Source organism: Polaromonas sp., assembly GCF_013817205.1.
Classification (GTDB): domain Bacteria; phylum Pseudomonadota; class Gammaproteobacteria; order Burkholderiales; family Burkholderiaceae_C; genus Polaromonas.
Window position 1 is genome coordinate 37,284 of record NZ_JACDDD010000015.1, and the last position, 15,461, is coordinate 52,744.

Here is a 15,461-nt window from a genome sequence, read left to right on the forward strand (position 1 = left end):
CGTTCACCCAGCAAGAATATTCAAGGAGACAACATGGCCAAATGGACAGCCTTCCCCCACCCGGGCGACTATGCCTTCGATGCAACCAGCCTCAAAAAGAGCTGGGCCCGCCTTCACCAGGGTGATTGTGAGCCGCTGCCTAAGGAAGCTGCGGTGCTGCAAGCCTGGGTGCTGTTTCACAACGGGGAATTCCAGAAGGCGGCTGAAGCCGGCCTGAAGGCGGGCGGCGCCGGCATCACTGTGGCCAACAAGGCCACCAGCATTTACGCCAACTACCTGGAGACCAAGGAAAAGGCCAAGCTGGACCTGTTCTTGGAAGTGGCCGGGCGCGCCGAGGCGCAGCAGGCAGCTGAACCCAAAAACGCCAATGCCTGGTACTGGCAGGCCTACGCACTGGGCCGCTACGGCCAGGGCATCAGCGTGGCCAAGGCGCTGGCGCAGGGCCTTGGCTCCAAGGTCAAGAATGCGCTTGAGCAGGCTATCAAGCTTTCACCCAAACACGCCGACGCCCACATCGCGCTGGCGGCCTTCCATGCTGAAGTCATCGACAAGGTCGGCTCGCTGATAGGCGGCATGACCTACGGCGCCAAAAAAGATCAGGGTCTGGCGCTGTTCAAGGAAGCGCTCAAGCTCAACCCGACGTCTGCGATCGCGATGATCGAATACGCCAACGGGATGGTCATGCTCGAAGGCGACAAGAAAATGAAGGAGGCCACCAAGCTCTACGAACACGCAGCCGCCAGCCAGCCACTTGATGCGATGGAGCGGCTGGATGTAGAGATGGCAAAAGCCGAGCTGGAAGACTGACTCGAAAGCAAGGCGTCGACACTATGATTTTCATAGCTGCCAGCGCTTGATGGACGGGGGCTAGAGGCCTAAAAGACTATGAACTCAGCCCATCCACCGCCTGGAACAACGACTCCCGGGCCTGCGTGATGACCTGCTGCTTCCAGCCGTCGGTGTTGACGTAAAACGCATCCAGCATCTGCTGCTTGATCTGGGCGGCCAGCGCCGCAGGCGCTTCGGGATGCACATTCAACCAGTGCTCGGCACGCAGTGCCTGCATCATCTCGAACGGCGGCAGGGTGCCGTATTCCATCGCGATGCCGGTGTACTCGGCGTCCGGGCACTCCTCATAGATCGAGTTCCACATCAGGCCGGTCAGAAATGCCGAACTCGACGAGCCGTCGTAAATCGAGGTTACCGGCGTCTTGCCGCCGTTGCTCCACCAGGCACGGGCCCGCGCCAGCGCTTCCTTGTCGTCGCGGCAGGCGCAGATGCGCTCACCGACGCCGCTGGGTCCCAGGCCGGTGTGGATGTCTATCCACGCCACGCGGCGTGCAAAGCGCGCATGCGTCTGCATCACCCGGCGCAGGGTCTGGTTGCTCCAGGTCGGCGCGGTGCCACCGAAAAACAGGCCCTTGTCGAACTCGTGCTGGCCGCGCGTGATGGCCGCCTGGTAGGCATCCATACCCCGGTCCTGGATGTATTGGCTGGTGGCTGCGGCATTTTCCGCCGTCGGCGGCCAGACCTCGGGCAGCAGCAGCGGCTGGATCTCGCGGTAGGCATCATTGACCGGCAGCGGCCGGGAAAAATCTTGGAAGTTGCGATTCAGGTCCACGTTTTCATGCGTGGTGCGCCGGATGTGCGAAAAGCCATAGGGGTTGAGCGCGTGGATATAGAGCACCGCCACACCTTGCTCCCTGGCCTTGGCGCGCCACTCGGCGTCGCGCAGCGCATACACCTGCACACCCGAGCCGCAGTAACCCTCGACACCGTGGCAGGCGCTGCTGACGATCAGCAAACATCTGGCATCGGCCGGGCCGCCGCGCACCACGTCCATGGCCAGCACCTCGCCGTTGCGCCCCGCCTCGGGATGCAGGTGCGTGTCCACAATGAGTTCGGCCGCAGCAGCAGCTTCCAGGAATTTGGCTCGGGCTTGGGCGTAACTTGTTGAAAATGCGTCATTCACCCCGGTCATGCAGCGTCCTTGGTCAGCCAGCTCTCGGCCAGCCGCACCCAGAAGGTAGCGCCCAGGGGAATCAGGTCATCGTTGAAGTCGTAACTCGGGTTGTGCAGCATGCAGGGCCCGCCGCCGTGGCCGATCTCGCGGTGCGCACCGTCGCCGTTGGCAATAAAGGCATAACAGCCCGGCCTGGCCTGCAGCATGTAGGAGAAATCTTCGCCGCCCATCGTCGGCTCTTGTTCGATCACGTTGTCGGCGCCGACGATCTCGGTCATCACCTTGCGCGCAAACTCGGTTTCCTTCGCGTGATTGATGGTCGGCGGGTAGTTGCGCACAAACTCGAACTCACACTCGGCTTCATGCGCGGCGCAGATATTCTCGGCCACCTGCTTCATGCGTCGCTCAATCATGTCCAGAACTTCCAGCGTGAAAGTGCGCACCGTGCCCTGCAGTTCGCAGCTGTCGGGGATGACGTTGGTGGCCTCGCCGGCATGGATCATGGTGACGGAAATCACGCCGGCATCGACCGGTTTCTTGTTGCGGCTGATGATGGTCTGGAACGCCTGCACCATCTGGCAGGCCACTGGCACCGGGTCAATACCGTTGTGCGGCAACGCAGCATGGCCGCCCTTGCCGCGTATCGTGATCTTGAATTCGTTGGTCGACGCCATCACCGGCCCGGCGCTGGCTGCAAACTTGCCGACCTGGGTGCCGGGCCAGTTGTGCATGCCAAACACTGCGTCCATGGGAAACTTGTCAAACAGGCCGTCCTTGATCATCTCGCGCGCACCGCCTCCGCCCTCCTCGGCGGGCTGGAAAATCAGGTACACCGTGCCGTCAAAGTTGCGGTTTTTCGCAAAGTGCTGGCCGGCCGCCAGCAGCATGGCGGTGTGGCCGTCGTGGCCGCAGGCGTGCATCTTGCCGGCGGTCTTGCTGGCATGTTCAAAGGTATTGAATTCCTGCATGGGCAGCGCGTCCATATCGGCACGCAGGCCAATCGCGCGGTTCGATGTGCCGTTCTTGATGATGCCGACCACGCCAGTGGTCCCCATGCCGCGCTGGATGGGGATGCCCCACTCGGTGAGTTTTTGCGCCACCACGTCAGCGGTGCGTACTTCCTCGAAACACAGTTCGGGGTGGGCGTGGATATCGCGGCGCACGGCGGCAATGCCTGCGGCCTGGGTGACGATGGAGTCGATGACTTTCATGAAAACCTCTTGATGGTCAGGCCCGTGGCGCGGCGCGATGTGCGGTCGGCTTGCGGACCCAAGGTTGGCCTTGGTAGTAGCCATAGTCTGCCAGATTTAACAGGGGCACGTCGCCGCTGGAGTCGCCGTAGGCATGCAGGACAACGGCTTTTTTCAGGCATCGATGCGCCAGCCATGCCTGCAGGCGCCGCACTTTTTCCTGCCCATGGCAGTTCGGTGTGGCCATCTCGCCGGTCAGTGCACCATCCAGGCTCGCCAGTTCGGTGCAGAGCACGCCATCCATGCCGAGCACGCGCCCCCCTTCGTGTAAATAAATACCCGGCGAGGCGCTCACAATCACACAACAGTGGCCGAGGTCCTGATGACGACGCAGCCGCGCCAGCATGTCGGGCTGCCACTGCGCAGGCAGGTAGTCGCGCACAAATGTATCCGTCCATCGCGCGATTTCCGCTTCGGTGCGCCCGCCCAGTGCGACACGCAGCAAGCGCGCCTTGGCGCGGTGATTGCTCATCAGACGCAGCGCAAACGCTGCCAGCCAGGGACCGCTCAGCAGCAGCGCCCACACAAACCGCGGCCAACCCAGCCCGCGCAGCAGATAGGGCAGCAGGGTGTCACGGCGCGTCAGGGTTGCGTCAAAATCGAAGGCTGCCACTTCCACAGGGGCGGCATCTGCGGCAGGCGATGCCGCTACTTCTGGCATCGCACCTGGCCGCACAGACGCTCGCAAAAGGGGCAACCGGTCATGGGCAGCCAGGCCGGGATCTTGTAGTAACGCTGGTAAATCGTCGTCAGCACACCGTCACGGTAGGCTGCGTGATTAAAACCCCGGCCCTCGACCGCGTAAAAAGGCACGCCGTCCTGCACATAACTCAGCACCTGCACGCTGTCGAAATAAGGTTTGTACTCGTCGAGCTGCGGCGCATCCATGCGCACGATGCGCACGGTTTTGCCCTGGTATACCGAGAAGTCCACCAGCATGTCATCCTGCCGCGCATGGAAATTGCCCGGGCCGAACACCGGCACGTACTGCCTGAGCGCGTGGCCGTAAATCGATGCCGGTGTGTAGGCGGTGGCCATCAACACCACACCCGGCGCAGTCACCTGGGCCATCATCTCGCTCGTCTTGTAGCTGCGGATGATGCGCGGATAGAGTTTGGTGTCTTTCCAGTCGTTCGGCGACGTCGCGTACAGCCCTGCTACCGCGAGGACATGCAGGCCGGCAAACAGCGCCATGCCTATTGCGCAGGCCCGGAGCTTGTCTTTCGGCAGGGCCAGAGCCAGCAGCGCAAAACCAAATGGGTAGAACGAAAGCACCCAGTGCAGGCCCACCACCTTTTTAAACGACAGCAAGGCAAAAAACAGCAAGGGCACCACCACCAGGCAGGCCAGCAGGCGCTGCTGCCGCGAAACAGCGGCCAGCGCGGTGCGTTGCCGCCAGGCCAGCCAGGCGGCCGCCGGCGTGATGAGATAAACCATCATCGCCAGGTACAAAAGTGGCTTGTTCCAGGCGAAGGCTGCGTCTTCATTGCGGTTGTAGACGTTGAACATGATGTTGGACCAGCCATGCGACATGTTGTAGGCGATGTTGATGGCCGGCCCCGGCAAGGCACAGAGCACCAGCAGCACAAAACCCGGCCAGCGCTCGCGCCGGTACAACGCGAAATACACCAAGTAACTCAGGCCCAGCACCACGGAGAAGTATTTGGACAAAAACGCGCAGCCCAGCGCCAGTCCGGCCAGCGCATAGTGGATCCAGGCGCTGCTGTCCATGCGCTCGCGCCGCTCGGCGCGCAGTACCAGCGCCACCGACAGCACCGACCAGAAGATCAGCGGCGTGTCGGTGGTGATCAGGGTGTTGAGCCAGTTCAGCGGCGCCAGCCAGAAAAACAGCACGGCCCAAGCGGCCCTCTCGCGACCGAGCGGCGCCAGCGCCCAGCCCACCAAGCCTCCGAGGGCCAATGGCAGCAGCACCACCGGCAGGCGGATGGACCAGATGCTGTCGCCCAGGGTCGCGCGCATCAGCGCGATCAGCCAGCCGACCATGGGCGGGTGGTCGTAATAGCCCCAGTCCGGGTACACGCCCCACCAGTAGAAAAAGGCTTCGTCGCCAGTGATCGGGAAAGTCCCGGCGATCCACAGGCGCATCGACAGCGACAACAGTCCGGCGGCGACCAGCCAGCCGGTGATGGAAACGGTAGCGACCGCGGCCTTCAGGCGTGCAAACATAGGGAAAGGTTCATTTGAAACTGATGTCGCGGCAGATGGCGGCACTATAGACCAACGCCAGCGCGCCGATGGCGACAGCCAGCCAGAGCGTGACCAGCCGCACCTGCACCGTGATGGCCAGCGCCAAGCCCGCGCTGGCCCCGTGGGCCACCAGCAGGGCGGTCAGAATGGCCTCCATGCCACCGAGTCCGGCCGGCAGCAGCGACAGCGCGCCGCCCACCATGGCCAGCGCATAAAAACCCGTGGCCTCCAGCATGTCCACCGACAAACCGGCCTCTCGGCACAGCAGCCACACTGCCACACCCTGCGCGGCCCAGGCAACCAGGCTCAGCGCCAGCCACAGCAGCGGACGGGTCGCCAGGCAGGTCCAGGCCTCGCGCAACCAGGCGAAACGCGCCAGCAGCCTGTCGCGGAACTTGAGCAGCAGGGCCACAGCAAGCCCGACCAGCACGGCAGCGAGCCCCGCCAACCCCGCCAACCACTGCGGCCCCACCAGCGCGGCCAGCCACCAGGCCACCGGCAAACACAGCAGCAACAAGCACAGCAGGTCGGCAAGCCGCTCGGCGCCGAAGATCGCCAGGCTTTGCGTTGCACTCAGCGGATTGCGGGCCAGCAGCAGGCCGCGTGCCGCCTCCCCCACATTGCCGGGGGTCGGCGTGAAGGTATAACCGGCCAGATACATCCGCATCGCCTCGCCAAGTTTCAGCTGCCGGCCGTAATGCGCCATCCACAGGCGCCAGCGCAAACCGCGCAGCAGGTAGTTGAGCAGGCACAAGGCGATAGCCTGCGCACCCGCCATCGACACCAGCGCCAGCAGCGGCGTCAGCGGGCTGGTCTCTGCAAAGATGCCGAGCAGCACGGCATACACCGTGGCGGCCGCACCCATCACCAGCAGCAGGGGCTTGAGCGGCAGGCGGCGGACCGGCCGTTCTGGTTGATTCAAAAGCGGTGCCCCAGAAACACGACCAGCCAAGCGCCCAGCGCACCCAGGATCCACGCGTCGCGCAGCAGATCGCGCGAGACATCCTCGCCGCGCCCGCGGTGCACCTGATAGGCATAACGCAGCAGCGCGAACACCACGATGGGTACCGTATAAAGCAGACGGTCGCCGTGCTGGCGCTGCGCCTCCGCGCTGGTTGCAAAGATCCCGTAAGTCATGAGCGAGGCCGTCATGGTCACCGCCATGAAAACGTCCAGCAGTGCCGGCGAATAATGCTCAAGCACGGCACGCTGATCGGCCTCGTCGTGGAAAGTTTCCGCTTTGCGTTTGGAAAATCCGAGGAAAAGCGCAACAAACAAGCCAGCCAGCAGCAGCCAGCGGGACGGCGGTATGCCCACGGCCAGCGTGCCGGCCAGCAGCCTAAGCATGAAGCCCGAGGCGATGATGGTGACGTCAACCACCGGCACATGTTTGAGCCGCCAGGAATAGGCCAGGTTCAGCGCCAGATAGAGGCCCAGCAGCAGAAGCAATTTGAAGTTGCCAGCAGCCAGCGCCACACCCAGTGCCAGCAACGCCGCCGCCAGGGTCAGGGCGGCAGCCGGCGAGACCGCGCCGCTGGCCAGCGGCCGGGCGCGCTTGACCGGATGGCGGGCGTCCGCCTCACGGTCATGCCAGTCGTTGAGAATATAGACCAGACTGGAAAAACAGCAGAACGCCGCAAAGGCGTTAAGTACCGTGAGCGCCAGCGGGCCGTTGCCCCAGGTTCCGCTGAATACCAGGCCGGCAAATACAAATGTGTTTTTCAGCCATTGGTGGGGGCGCATCAGGGCGACGAGGCTGAGCAGGAGGCGCATGGGCGGTAGAGGCAGGACGTGTGAATGCCGGCACATGGAGCATGGCCGGTCGGCTGCAAGCATAACTGACACGCGGGGCTGGAGCAGTGCACAAGGCGCGATCAGCCCCGCAGCCAGAGCCCATCTTGTGGCAGGCCGGGCTTTCCCATGAAAAAATGGACTTGGCCCCCGTAACTCATGGGGCTATAGCTATCAAAATAATAGCATCCGCCTGCGACTCGTCAACAATATTGGCAGCTTGCGTCGTGACCCGCCAACCGACCCCCTACTCCCTGACCCGCCCTTGCGAGTCAATCACACTGAGTTCAACCAGGCGCGACGCCACACGGTCTTCGGTAAAGTGAACGCGGAAACCACCTATGATTACCTCGTCCAGCCCCTCAACGGCCTTTTTAAGTTTGGCGCGCGTCAGGTCTTTGCCAGCGCGCCGCAACGCCTCGGTATACACCCGCGCTGCGATATAGCCTTCCAGCATGTAAACATTGGGTTTGCCCAGCTTTGCGGCCGCCGCGTCCTCTTGCAACTCGCGCACCACTGCCACCCGGGCGCCGTCGCTTTTGGGCACCGCCCGCACCACCACGACGCCGGAACCCGCAGGGCCAAGCTGCTCGGCCAGCAGGCTTTCACCCGTGTTGGAAAATCCGTAAATAGCCCCACGGAAACCCTTGGCGCGCAGGGCACGCACCGCCGGAGCCGCAGCGATTGAATCACTGATCAGGAGCACCGATTCAGGCTTGGCTGCAAGCACCTTGTCAACCGTGGCCGCGAGCCCTGCCGAACCCAGGGTGTCTTTGCCCAGCAAATTGCCGCCCAGACTGGTGATGACCCGCGATGCCGAATCCAGCGCCGCCTGCGATTCACTGTCGCCAGCGTAAAGAATGAAAAATTTTCGGGCGCCCAGGGTTTCAGCGTGTTTCGTCACGGCTGCGGCTTCTTCCGAATAGCCGGGGCGCAACGAATAGATGTTGGGGTACAGGGGACCCCTAAATTCGTCGGCAGCGGCCATGGGCGCAAACAGAATTGCCTCGGTGTTTTTGATGAGCGGGTAAACCGTGGTGACCTGGGGGGAGCCATAAAAACCAAAGAGGGAAAACACGCCCTGGGCCAGCAGTTTTTGCGTATTTGCCGCTGCCGTCGCCGCGTAGCCTTCGTCGTCGAGCGTGACCAGTTCGATCTGGCGACCGTGGATGCCGCCGGCCGCATTCACGCGGTCAAAGTACATCTTGGCCCCCTGATGGAAGGGCTTGGCCAGCGGCGACCCAGGCCCGGTCAGAGGCAGGGACTGCCCCAGCACGATATTTGTCTTGCTAACGCCGTCCTGGCCCAGGCTGACCGTGCTGGCCAGCAGCAACGCCGCCACCACCAGGGTCTGCCTCAGTGAGTGATATGTTTTCATTGCTGTTTTTTCCTGGAAGTGGTTCTTTGCGACGGTTACGTTTGTTAACAAAACTTTAACCCCATCCATGCCGGAGTCCATCAGCATTTCTCCTGTATCCATTCGAAAACCGACCTCAGTAGCAGCGCTTCTACTCGCGAACCCGCCCCTGCGAGTCGATCAGACCCAGTTCGACCAGCCGCGAGCCAACGCGGTCTTCCACAAAGTGAACACGAAATCCGCCGATGCTGACGTCGTCCAGGCCTTCGATGGACTTTTTGAGTTTGGCCCGTGTCGGGTCCTTGCCGGCGCGGCGCAAGGCTTCGGTGTACACACGCGCAGCGATGTAACCTTCCACCATGTAGACATTGGGCTTTTCCAGCTTTGCTGCAGCAGCATCCGCTTGAAGCTCACGCACCAACGCCACCTTGGTGCTATCACTTTTGGGCACCACGCGCGCCACCACCACGCCGGCACCTGACTTGCCAAGCTCCTCGGCCAGCAGGCTTTCGCCGGTGTTGGAAAAACCGTAAATCGGGCCGCGGAACCCCTTGGCCCGCAAGTCGCGCACTGCCGACGCGGCGCTCTGCGAGTCCCCGATCACCAGAACGCCCTCAGGCTTGGGCGCCAGAGCCTTGTCCACACTGCCGGCCAGCGCACCGCTGGAGAACACAGCGCTGGTAAGCAGGTTGGCACCCACGCCGGACATGGTCCGCTGCGCTGCGTCCAGCGCAGACAGGGACTCACCGTCATTCGAATGCAGGATGGCCAGCTTGCGCGCCCCCAGGGTGGCAGCGTGTTTGGTGATGGCTGCAGCCTCTTCCGCGTAGCCCGGCCGCACGGAGTAAACATTGGCGTACAGCGCCCCGCGAAACTCGTCCGCTGCGGACATGGGCGCGAACAATAGGACGTCGCCGTCCCTGATCAGGGGGTAGGCGGCGGTCACTTGCGGCGAACCGTAGAAGCCAAACAGCGAGAGCACCCCTTGGTCCAGCAGCTTTTTGGTGTTGGCGACCGTACTGGCCGGGTTGCCTTGGTCGTCCAGCGTGACCAGTTCGATCCTGCGGCCATTGACCCCGCCCGCCGCGTTGACGTTGTCGAAGTAAAGCTTGGCCCCCTGATGAAAATACTTGGCCAGCGAGGAACCCGGGCCCGTCAGGGCAACGCTTTGCCCCAGTACGATGGAGGTCTTGCTGACCCCGACCTCACCATGCGCAACTGCACCAGCGAGCACCAGGACAGCTACGATGAGGGTCCGCCCCAGCGTGTGGAAAGTTTTCATGGCGGGTTGCCCTGAATGAATTGCAAGCAGGGCTGTCTCCTTGTCAGAAAATATAGTTCTATTTATGCAGTCATCAATCAGCATCTCCCCTAGTGTCAGTTTCGCGAAAGCTTCAGGCCAGGTGCGCGGCGCCTGCCCGCACGACTGCCCGGACACCTGTGCCCTGCTGACCACGGTGGAAAACGGCGTGGCCGTCAAGGTGCAGGGCAATCCGGACCACCCCCAGACCGGCGGCGTGCTCTGCACCAAGGTCTCACGCTACACCGAACGCAGTTACCACCCCGAGCGCGTGCTGCAGCCGCTCAAGCGTGTCGGGCCCAAGGGTTCAGGCCGCTTCGAATCGGTCAGTTGGGACAGCGCGCTCGACGAAATTGCGGCGCGCCTCAAAGCCATCGCCGCGCGCAACCCGGAAGCCATCGCGCCCTACAGCTACGCCGGCACCATGGGCCTGGTGCAGGCCGAAGGCATGGCCGCGCGCTTTTTCAACAAGCTGGGCGCCTCGCTGCTGGAGCGCACCATCTGTTCGGCAGCCGGCACCGAGGCCCTGACCCAGACCCTGGGCGGCAAGGTCGGCATGAAGGTGGAGTTTTTTGCCGAGTCCAAACTCATCATCATCTGGGGCAGCAACTCGATTGCCAGCAACCTGCATTTCTGGCGCCATGTGCAGGAGGCCAAGCGTCAGGGCGCACGCATTGTCTGCCTCGACCCGCGCAAAACCGAAACCGCCGACAAATGCCATGAGCACATCGCGCTGCGGCCTGGCACCGACGCCGCGCTGGCGCTGGCGCTGATGCACGAACTGATCGTCCATGACTGGCTGGACCATGACTACATCGCGCAGCACACGGTGGGCTGGGAGCAACTGAAAGCGCGCGCGCTGCTCTGGCCGCCGGCACGCGCGGCCGAAGTCTGCGGTGTGCCGGTGGCCCAGATCACCACATTGGCGCGCGACTATGGCACGACACAACCCGCGGCAATCCGCCTGAACTACGGCATGCAGCGCGTGCGCGGCGGCGGCAATGCGGCGCGTGCGATCGCTTGCCTGCCGGCGCTGACGGGTGCCTGGCGGCATCGCGCTGGCGGCTTGCTGCTGTCAAGCTCGGGCATGTTCCCGATCAACAAGGCGGCGCTGCAACGCCCCGATCTGCTGGCCGGGCGCCGGCCGCGCACGCTGAACATGAGCACCATCGGCGACGACCTGCTGCGCGACAGTTCGGCTGACTTCGGCCCGAAGATTGAAGCACTGATCGTCTACAACAGCAACCCGGTCGCCGTCGCGCCCGAATCCGGCAAAGTGGTACAGGGTTTTGAGCGCGAGGATTTGTTCACCGTGGTGCTGGAGCACTTCCAGACCGACACTGCCGACTACGCGGACTTCATCCTGCCGGCAACGACCCAGCTTGAACACTGGGACATCCATGCCTCTTACGGTCACACCGATGTCGTACTGAACCGGCCCGCGATTGCGCCCGTCGGCCAAGCGCGGTCCAACAGCGCCATCTTCCGAGCGCTGGCCGCGCGCATGGGCTTCACCGAGCCCTGCTTTCTGGAGGACGACGAAACCCTGTGCCGCGCGGCCTTCAGCCATGCCGACGGCGACAAGGTGGATTTTCAGGAGTTGTTGGACAAAGGTTTTGCCACCCTGCCGGTTCCCGACGCACCGTTTGCGGACGGCGTGTTTCCAACACCGTCCGGCAAGTGCGAGTTTTTCAGCGCACGGCTGGCGGCGCAGGGCCTGGATGGCCTGCCCGACCACTTGGACAATCACGAAACCGCGGGCAGTTCCAGCGACTACCCACTGGCCATGATTTCGCCGCCGGCGCGCAATTTTCTCAACTCGACTTTTGTCAACGTCAAAAGCCTGCGCGATATCGAAGGCGAACCGCTGCTCGAAATCCATGCCGACGACGCGGCCGCGCGTGGCATCACCGATGGCGCCGTGGTGCGGGTCTTCAACCAGCGCGGCACCTATCGCTGCAAGGCCGAGGTTTCGAAGCGCGCGCGGCCTGGTGTGGTCAACGGCCTGGGCGTCTGGTGGCGCAAGCTCGGGCTGGATGGCACCAACGTGAACCAGCTCACCAGCCAGCAGTTGACCGACCTCGGGCGCGGCCCGGTGTTTTACGACTGCCTGGTCGAAGTGCAACTTGACGAGGCAACTCCCGTCTAAGGTCTGTGCGCCTCAAAAAACCAACCCTCGCCGTCCTTGCAGTTGCTGTGCTGGGCGTGTCCGGCTGCAGCACCATGGCTTATTACTGGCAGTCGGTCAGCGGCCACCTGGAACTGATGAACGCTGCGCGGCCGTTGCCGGAATGGCTCGGCGACAGCCAGACGCCGGAAAAACTCAAAGCACGGCTCGAACTCGCCCAGCGCATACGCCGCTTTGCAGTCAGCGAACTCCACCTGCCCGACAACGCGAGCTACCAGCGGTATGCCGATTTGCAGCGCAAGGCCGTGGTCTGGAACGTCACTGCGGCGCCGGCGCTGTCGCTGAAACCCAAGACCTGGTGTTTCCCGGTGGCTGGCTGCGTAGGTTACCGCGGCTATTTCGACGAGAAAGAGGCTCGCGCCGAAGCCGCACGCCTGCAGGCCACCGGCCTAGACGTGCATGTGTACGGCGTGCCGGCGTATTCCACACTGGGCTGGATGAACTGGGCCGGCGGTGACCCGCTGCTCAGCACTTTTGTGGGCTACCCGGAAGGCGACCTGGCACGGCTGATTTTCCACGAGCTGGCGCACCAAGTGGTTTATGTGCAGGACGACACACCGTTCAACGAGTCCTTCGCCACTGCCGTCGAGCGCCTGGGCGTGGCGCGCTGGCTGGCGGCCGCCCGCTCCGACAAGGCCAGGGCCGACTACGCCGCGCTGGAGCAGCAGCGGCGGCAATTCCGCACACTGACGCGGGACACGCGCCGGGCGCTGACCGGCATTTATGAATCGAAAACGACACCAGCCCTCACCCCGCAAGCGCAATTAGCTATGAAAACAATAGCAATGGACAACTTCAGGGCCGGCTACGCCGAGCTCAGAAAAACATGGGCTCCACCTGCCGGCACCATCGAAGCTTATGACCGCTGGGTGGCGCAGGCCAACAACGCCTCCTTCGGCGCGCAGGCCGCTTACGACGACCTGGTGCCCGGATTTGAAGCACTGTTTGCGCGCAGCGGCAGCAACTGGCCGGTCTTTTATGATGAGGTGCGGCAGCTTGCCGGCCTGCCCAAAGACGAGCGGCTCAAAAAGCTGGCGCTGCGCTGAAGCTACACACGGAGACACACATGGCAGACATCCACATCGAACGCAAACACAGCCTGGGCCTGCTCGAGGCGCGCAAGGTCGCCTTCAAATGGGCCGAGATGGCCGAGGAAAAGTTCGACATGGAATGTACCTACGAGGAAGGCGCCAGCGAAGACCTCGTCACCTTCACCCGCTCCGGCGTCAGCGGTGAGCTCAAGGTCACGCCCGACCTGCTGGAGCTGAATGCGAAGCTGGGCTTTCTGCTCGGCGCCTTCAAGGACAAGATTGAAGGTGAGATCGTGAAAAACCTCGACACCCTGCTGGCCAAAAAAGAGCCTGCGGCCAAAAAGAAGTCCGCAGCCAAATGACCGCTGCGGCGCCCGCCGGCCCGCTGGCGGGCCTCAAGGTGGTGGAACTGGGCCAGCTTATCGCCGGGCCGTTTGCCGCCAAAACCCTGGCCGACTTCGGCGCCGATGTCATCAAAATCGAAGCACCCCCAGACCCGAACCGACCGGGAGCGGTCGGGGGTGACCCGCTGCGCCAATGGCGGCTGCTGAAAGACGGCACCTCGGTCTGGTGGCAGGTGCAGTCGCGCAACAAGCGCTCCGTGGTGCTGGACCTGCGCCAAGCTGAAGCGCAGCAGATTGTCCGCAAGCTCGCGCAGGATGCCGATGTGCTGATCGAGAACTTCCGCCCCGGCGCCATGGAAGGCTGGGGCCTGGGCCCCGACGAGCTGCTTAAGCTGAATCCGCGCCTCGTCATGCTGCGCATCAGCGGCTACGGCCAGACCGGCCCTTACCGCGACCGCCCCGGTTTCGGCGTGGTGGCCGAAGCCATGAGCGGCCTGCGGCACCTGACCGGCGAGCCCGGCCGCGTTCCGGTGCGCGTCGGCGTCAGCATAGGCGACACGCTGGCCGCATTACACGGCGTGATCGGCATTTTGCTGGCGCTGCAACACCGCCAAACCTCGGGCAAGGGCCAGGTTGTTGATGTGGCGCTGTACGAGGCCGTCTTCAACTGCATGGAAAGCCTGCTGCCCGAATACAGCGCCTTCGGCGCCGTGCGCGGCCCGGCCGGCAGTGCCCTGCCAGGCATCGCGCCCAGCAACGCCTACCGCTGTAAGGACAAGGGTTATGCACTCATCGCCGGCAATGGCGACAGCATCTTCAAACGCCTGATGACGGTGATGGGTCGCGCCGACCTGGCCGCCGATCCCGCGCTGGCCGACAACGCCGGCCGCGTGGCGCGTGTGCAGGAGATCGATGCAGCGATTGGCCAATGGACCGCCGGCCTGACGGTGGAAGAAGTACTCGCAGCGCTGGAAGGCGCAGAAGTGCCTGCCGGAAAAATCTACACCGTCGCCGACATCGCCGCCGACCCGCACTACGCCGCGCGCGGCATGCTGCAGACCGTGCAGATGGACGACGGCACCGAACTCGCCGTGCCGGGCTTCGTGCCCAAACTCTCAGCCACCCCCGGCAGCCAGCGCCGCAATGCGCCGGCGCTGGGCCAGGATACCGATGCGGTGCTGCGTGAGGTGGGGCTCACGGAGGCGCAGATTGCGGCGTTGCGGGAACGCAGGGTAGTGGGGTGAGTGGCTGAATGCTATTTTATTGATAGCTATTGGCGCCTGTGGCATAAGGGCCAGCGCCTCGTTTGGCTTAGAATAGGCCCAGCTTGGAATCAGGCAGTGTTTGATGTGCGATTTAACTGCATGACAAGTAGCGTCCGTGCATGAAAACTCTGGACACAGCAAGGGCTTAGCGGAAAATCAGTGATCGGAGTTACACCACAGCAGCCAAGTTATACGGCAGGTACTGCGGTATAACTTCTTTAGACTGCACTGATGATCATCTTGGACGACCCCACAAACTGCCCGGGCTGTGGTGCCGCCTTCCCACATCGAGATGGCCCGACCCATTCCTACATGGTGTCATCGCCTGCTTGCTGGGCTGCCTTTGGGGACGTCCTTGCGCGCGAGTACAGCAATCCGGCCCTGCTATCGATTGAGCGTAGACGCCTACGCCGTACAACACCCGGGCGTACCCTCACGACAAAGCATTCAATCCGTTGGTTTGCACTTGATCCGGCTATGCTTGTTTCTAGAGCACGGCTTGATGCCAGAGAAAGCTAATGAGGCCATGCTCATCGCTGGAAAGATCAAGCACACGTTCACGTGGTTAGAACCCCCCTCGGCAATGGGCAACATTACCGTGAAGGATGTTGAATCGCCCCGGGTTTCATGGAGGCTGTTTGAATCGCCCCGGGTTTCATGGAGGCTGTTTGGTTTAAGTCATGCCTCCACCGTGGAGGCTTGACTGGCGAGTTGCCGGTAGTAGTTTGCCTCAGCTTCTGCCGGAGGTATATATCCGATAGGGC

The 15,461-nt window shown here is 63.0% G+C and carries 13 protein-coding genes and 1 pseudogene; 6 read left to right on the forward strand and 8 right to left on the reverse strand.

Features of this window, described 5'->3' with window-relative positions:
* Positions 1-33: 33 nt before the first annotated feature.
* On the forward strand, positions 34-807 hold the full coding sequence (locus H0W47_RS05545) for a hypothetical protein (protein WP_296921686.1): 774 nt from the start codon (positions 34-36) through the stop codon (positions 805-807).
* A gap of 76 nt (positions 808-883) precedes the next feature.
* Here the strand turns inward: H0W47_RS05545 and H0W47_RS05550 are convergent, their stop codons facing one another.
* From H0W47_RS05550 to H0W47_RS05585, 8 genes are all read right to left on the reverse strand, one after another.
* Complete coding sequence (locus H0W47_RS05550; protein ID WP_296921688.1) at positions 884-1,981, reverse strand: M14 family metallopeptidase; 1,098 nt, start codon at positions 1,979-1,981, stop codon at positions 884-886.
* Positions 1,978-3,174, reverse strand: a complete 1,197-nt coding sequence (locus H0W47_RS05555; RefSeq protein WP_296921689.1) for a M20 aminoacylase family protein — start codon at positions 3,172-3,174, stop codon at positions 1,978-1,980. The genes H0W47_RS05550 and H0W47_RS05555 overlap by 4 nt, the downstream gene beginning before the upstream one ends.
* Before the next feature lie 16 nt (positions 3,175-3,190).
* The gene (locus H0W47_RS05560) at positions 3,191-3,874 is read right to left on the reverse strand and encodes an HAD-IB family hydrolase (RefSeq protein ID WP_296921691.1); all 684 of its coding nucleotides are present in this window, start codon (positions 3,872-3,874) and stop codon (positions 3,191-3,193) included.
* Positions 3,862-5,400: a glycosyltransferase family 39 protein gene (locus tag H0W47_RS05565; RefSeq protein WP_296921693.1), complete on the reverse strand. Its 1,539-nt coding sequence runs from the start codon at positions 5,398-5,400 to the stop codon at positions 3,862-3,864. Before H0W47_RS05565 ends, H0W47_RS05560 begins: the two co-directional genes overlap by 13 nt.
* Positions 5,401-5,410: 10 nt before the next feature.
* Positions 5,411-6,343, reverse strand: a complete 933-nt coding sequence (locus H0W47_RS05570; protein ID WP_296921694.1) for a lysylphosphatidylglycerol synthase transmembrane domain-containing protein — start codon at positions 6,341-6,343, stop codon at positions 5,411-5,413.
* Positions 6,340-7,194 (reverse strand): decaprenyl-phosphate phosphoribosyltransferase, encoded by an 855-nt coding sequence (locus tag H0W47_RS05575; protein ID WP_296921696.1) that lies wholly within the window; start codon positions 7,192-7,194, stop codon positions 6,340-6,342. Before H0W47_RS05575 ends, H0W47_RS05570 begins: the two co-directional genes overlap by 4 nt.
* Positions 7,195-7,459: 265 nt before the next feature.
* A complete protein-coding gene (locus tag H0W47_RS05580) occupies positions 7,460-8,590 on the reverse strand; it encodes an ABC transporter substrate-binding protein (protein WP_296921698.1) in 1,131 nt (376 codons plus the stop codon).
* Between the two features lie 130 nt (positions 8,591-8,720).
* Positions 8,721-9,851 carry an ABC transporter substrate-binding protein gene (locus H0W47_RS05585; RefSeq protein WP_296921700.1) on the reverse strand — a complete coding sequence of 377 codons (1,131 nt, stop codon included), beginning with the start codon at positions 9,849-9,851 and terminating at the stop codon, positions 8,721-8,723.
* A 64-nt stretch (positions 9,852-9,915) separates the two neighbouring features.
* Between H0W47_RS05585 and H0W47_RS05590 the strand changes: the two genes are divergently transcribed.
* The 5 genes and pseudogenes from H0W47_RS05590 to H0W47_RS18630 all read left to right on the forward strand — a co-directional run bounded on the left by H0W47_RS05590 (position 9,916) and on the right by H0W47_RS18630 (position 15,400).
* A complete protein-coding gene (locus tag H0W47_RS05590; protein ID WP_296921702.1) occupies positions 9,916-12,018 on the forward strand; it encodes a molybdopterin oxidoreductase family protein in 2,103 nt (700 codons plus the stop codon).
* Positions 12,019-12,092: 74 nt separating this feature from the next.
* The gene (locus H0W47_RS05595) at positions 12,093-13,103 is read left to right on the forward strand and encodes an aminopeptidase (RefSeq protein ID WP_296921716.1); all 1,011 of its coding nucleotides are present in this window, start codon (positions 12,093-12,095) and stop codon (positions 13,101-13,103) included.
* 20 nt (positions 13,104-13,123) lie between these two features.
* On the forward strand, positions 13,124-13,450 hold the full coding sequence (locus H0W47_RS05600) for a polyhydroxyalkanoic acid system family protein (RefSeq protein WP_296921704.1): 327 nt from the start codon (positions 13,124-13,126) through the stop codon (positions 13,448-13,450).
* On the forward strand, positions 13,447-14,676 hold the full coding sequence (locus tag H0W47_RS05605) for a CaiB/BaiF CoA-transferase family protein (RefSeq protein WP_296921706.1): 1,230 nt from the start codon (positions 13,447-13,449) through the stop codon (positions 14,674-14,676). The genes H0W47_RS05600 and H0W47_RS05605 overlap by 4 nt, the downstream gene beginning before the upstream one ends.
* 252 nt (positions 14,677-14,928) lie before the next feature.
* Positions 14,929-15,400 (forward strand): annotated as a pseudogene (locus H0W47_RS18630) (DUF5946 family protein).
* Positions 15,401-15,461 lie beyond the last annotated feature (61 nt).

What these genes read in the sequence shown, in the direction of transcription:
- H0W47_RS05585 (WP_296921700.1), bottom strand. Translation starts at nt 9,851, where the DNA reads ATGAAAACTTTCCACACGCTGGGGCGGACCCTCATCGTAGCTGTCCTG.
- H0W47_RS05555 (WP_296921689.1), bottom strand. Translation starts at nt 3,174, where the DNA reads ATGAAAGTCATCGACTCCATCGTCACCCAGGCCGCAGGCATTGCCGCC.
- H0W47_RS05545 (WP_296921686.1), top strand. Translation starts at nt 34, where the DNA reads ATGGCCAAATGGACAGCCTTCCCCCACCCGGGCGACTATGCCTTCGAT.
- H0W47_RS05565 (WP_296921693.1), bottom strand. Translation starts at nt 5,400, where the DNA reads ATGTTTGCACGCCTGAAGGCCGCGGTCGCTACCGTTTCCATCACCGGC.
- H0W47_RS05560 (WP_296921691.1), bottom strand. Translation starts at nt 3,874, where the DNA reads ATGCCAGAAGTAGCGGCATCGCCTGCCGCAGATGCCGCCCCTGTGGAA.
- H0W47_RS05575 (WP_296921696.1), bottom strand. Translation starts at nt 7,194, where the DNA reads ATGCGCCTCCTGCTCAGCCTCGTCGCCCTGATGCGCCCCCACCAATGG.
- H0W47_RS05580 (WP_296921698.1), bottom strand. Translation starts at nt 8,590, where the DNA reads ATGAAAACATATCACTCACTGAGGCAGACCCTGGTGGTGGCGGCGTTG.
- H0W47_RS05605 (WP_296921706.1), top strand. Translation starts at nt 13,447, where the DNA reads ATGACCGCTGCGGCGCCCGCCGGCCCGCTGGCGGGCCTCAAGGTGGTG.
- H0W47_RS05600 (WP_296921704.1), top strand. Translation starts at nt 13,124, where the DNA reads ATGGCAGACATCCACATCGAACGCAAACACAGCCTGGGCCTGCTCGAG.
- H0W47_RS05595 (WP_296921716.1), top strand. Translation starts at nt 12,093, where the DNA reads ATGGCTTATTACTGGCAGTCGGTCAGCGGCCACCTGGAACTGATGAAC.
- H0W47_RS05590 (WP_296921702.1), top strand. Translation starts at nt 9,916, where the DNA reads ATGCAGTCATCAATCAGCATCTCCCCTAGTGTCAGTTTCGCGAAAGCT.
- H0W47_RS05550 (WP_296921688.1), bottom strand. Translation starts at nt 1,981, where the DNA reads ATGACCGGGGTGAATGACGCATTTTCAACAAGTTACGCCCAAGCCCGA.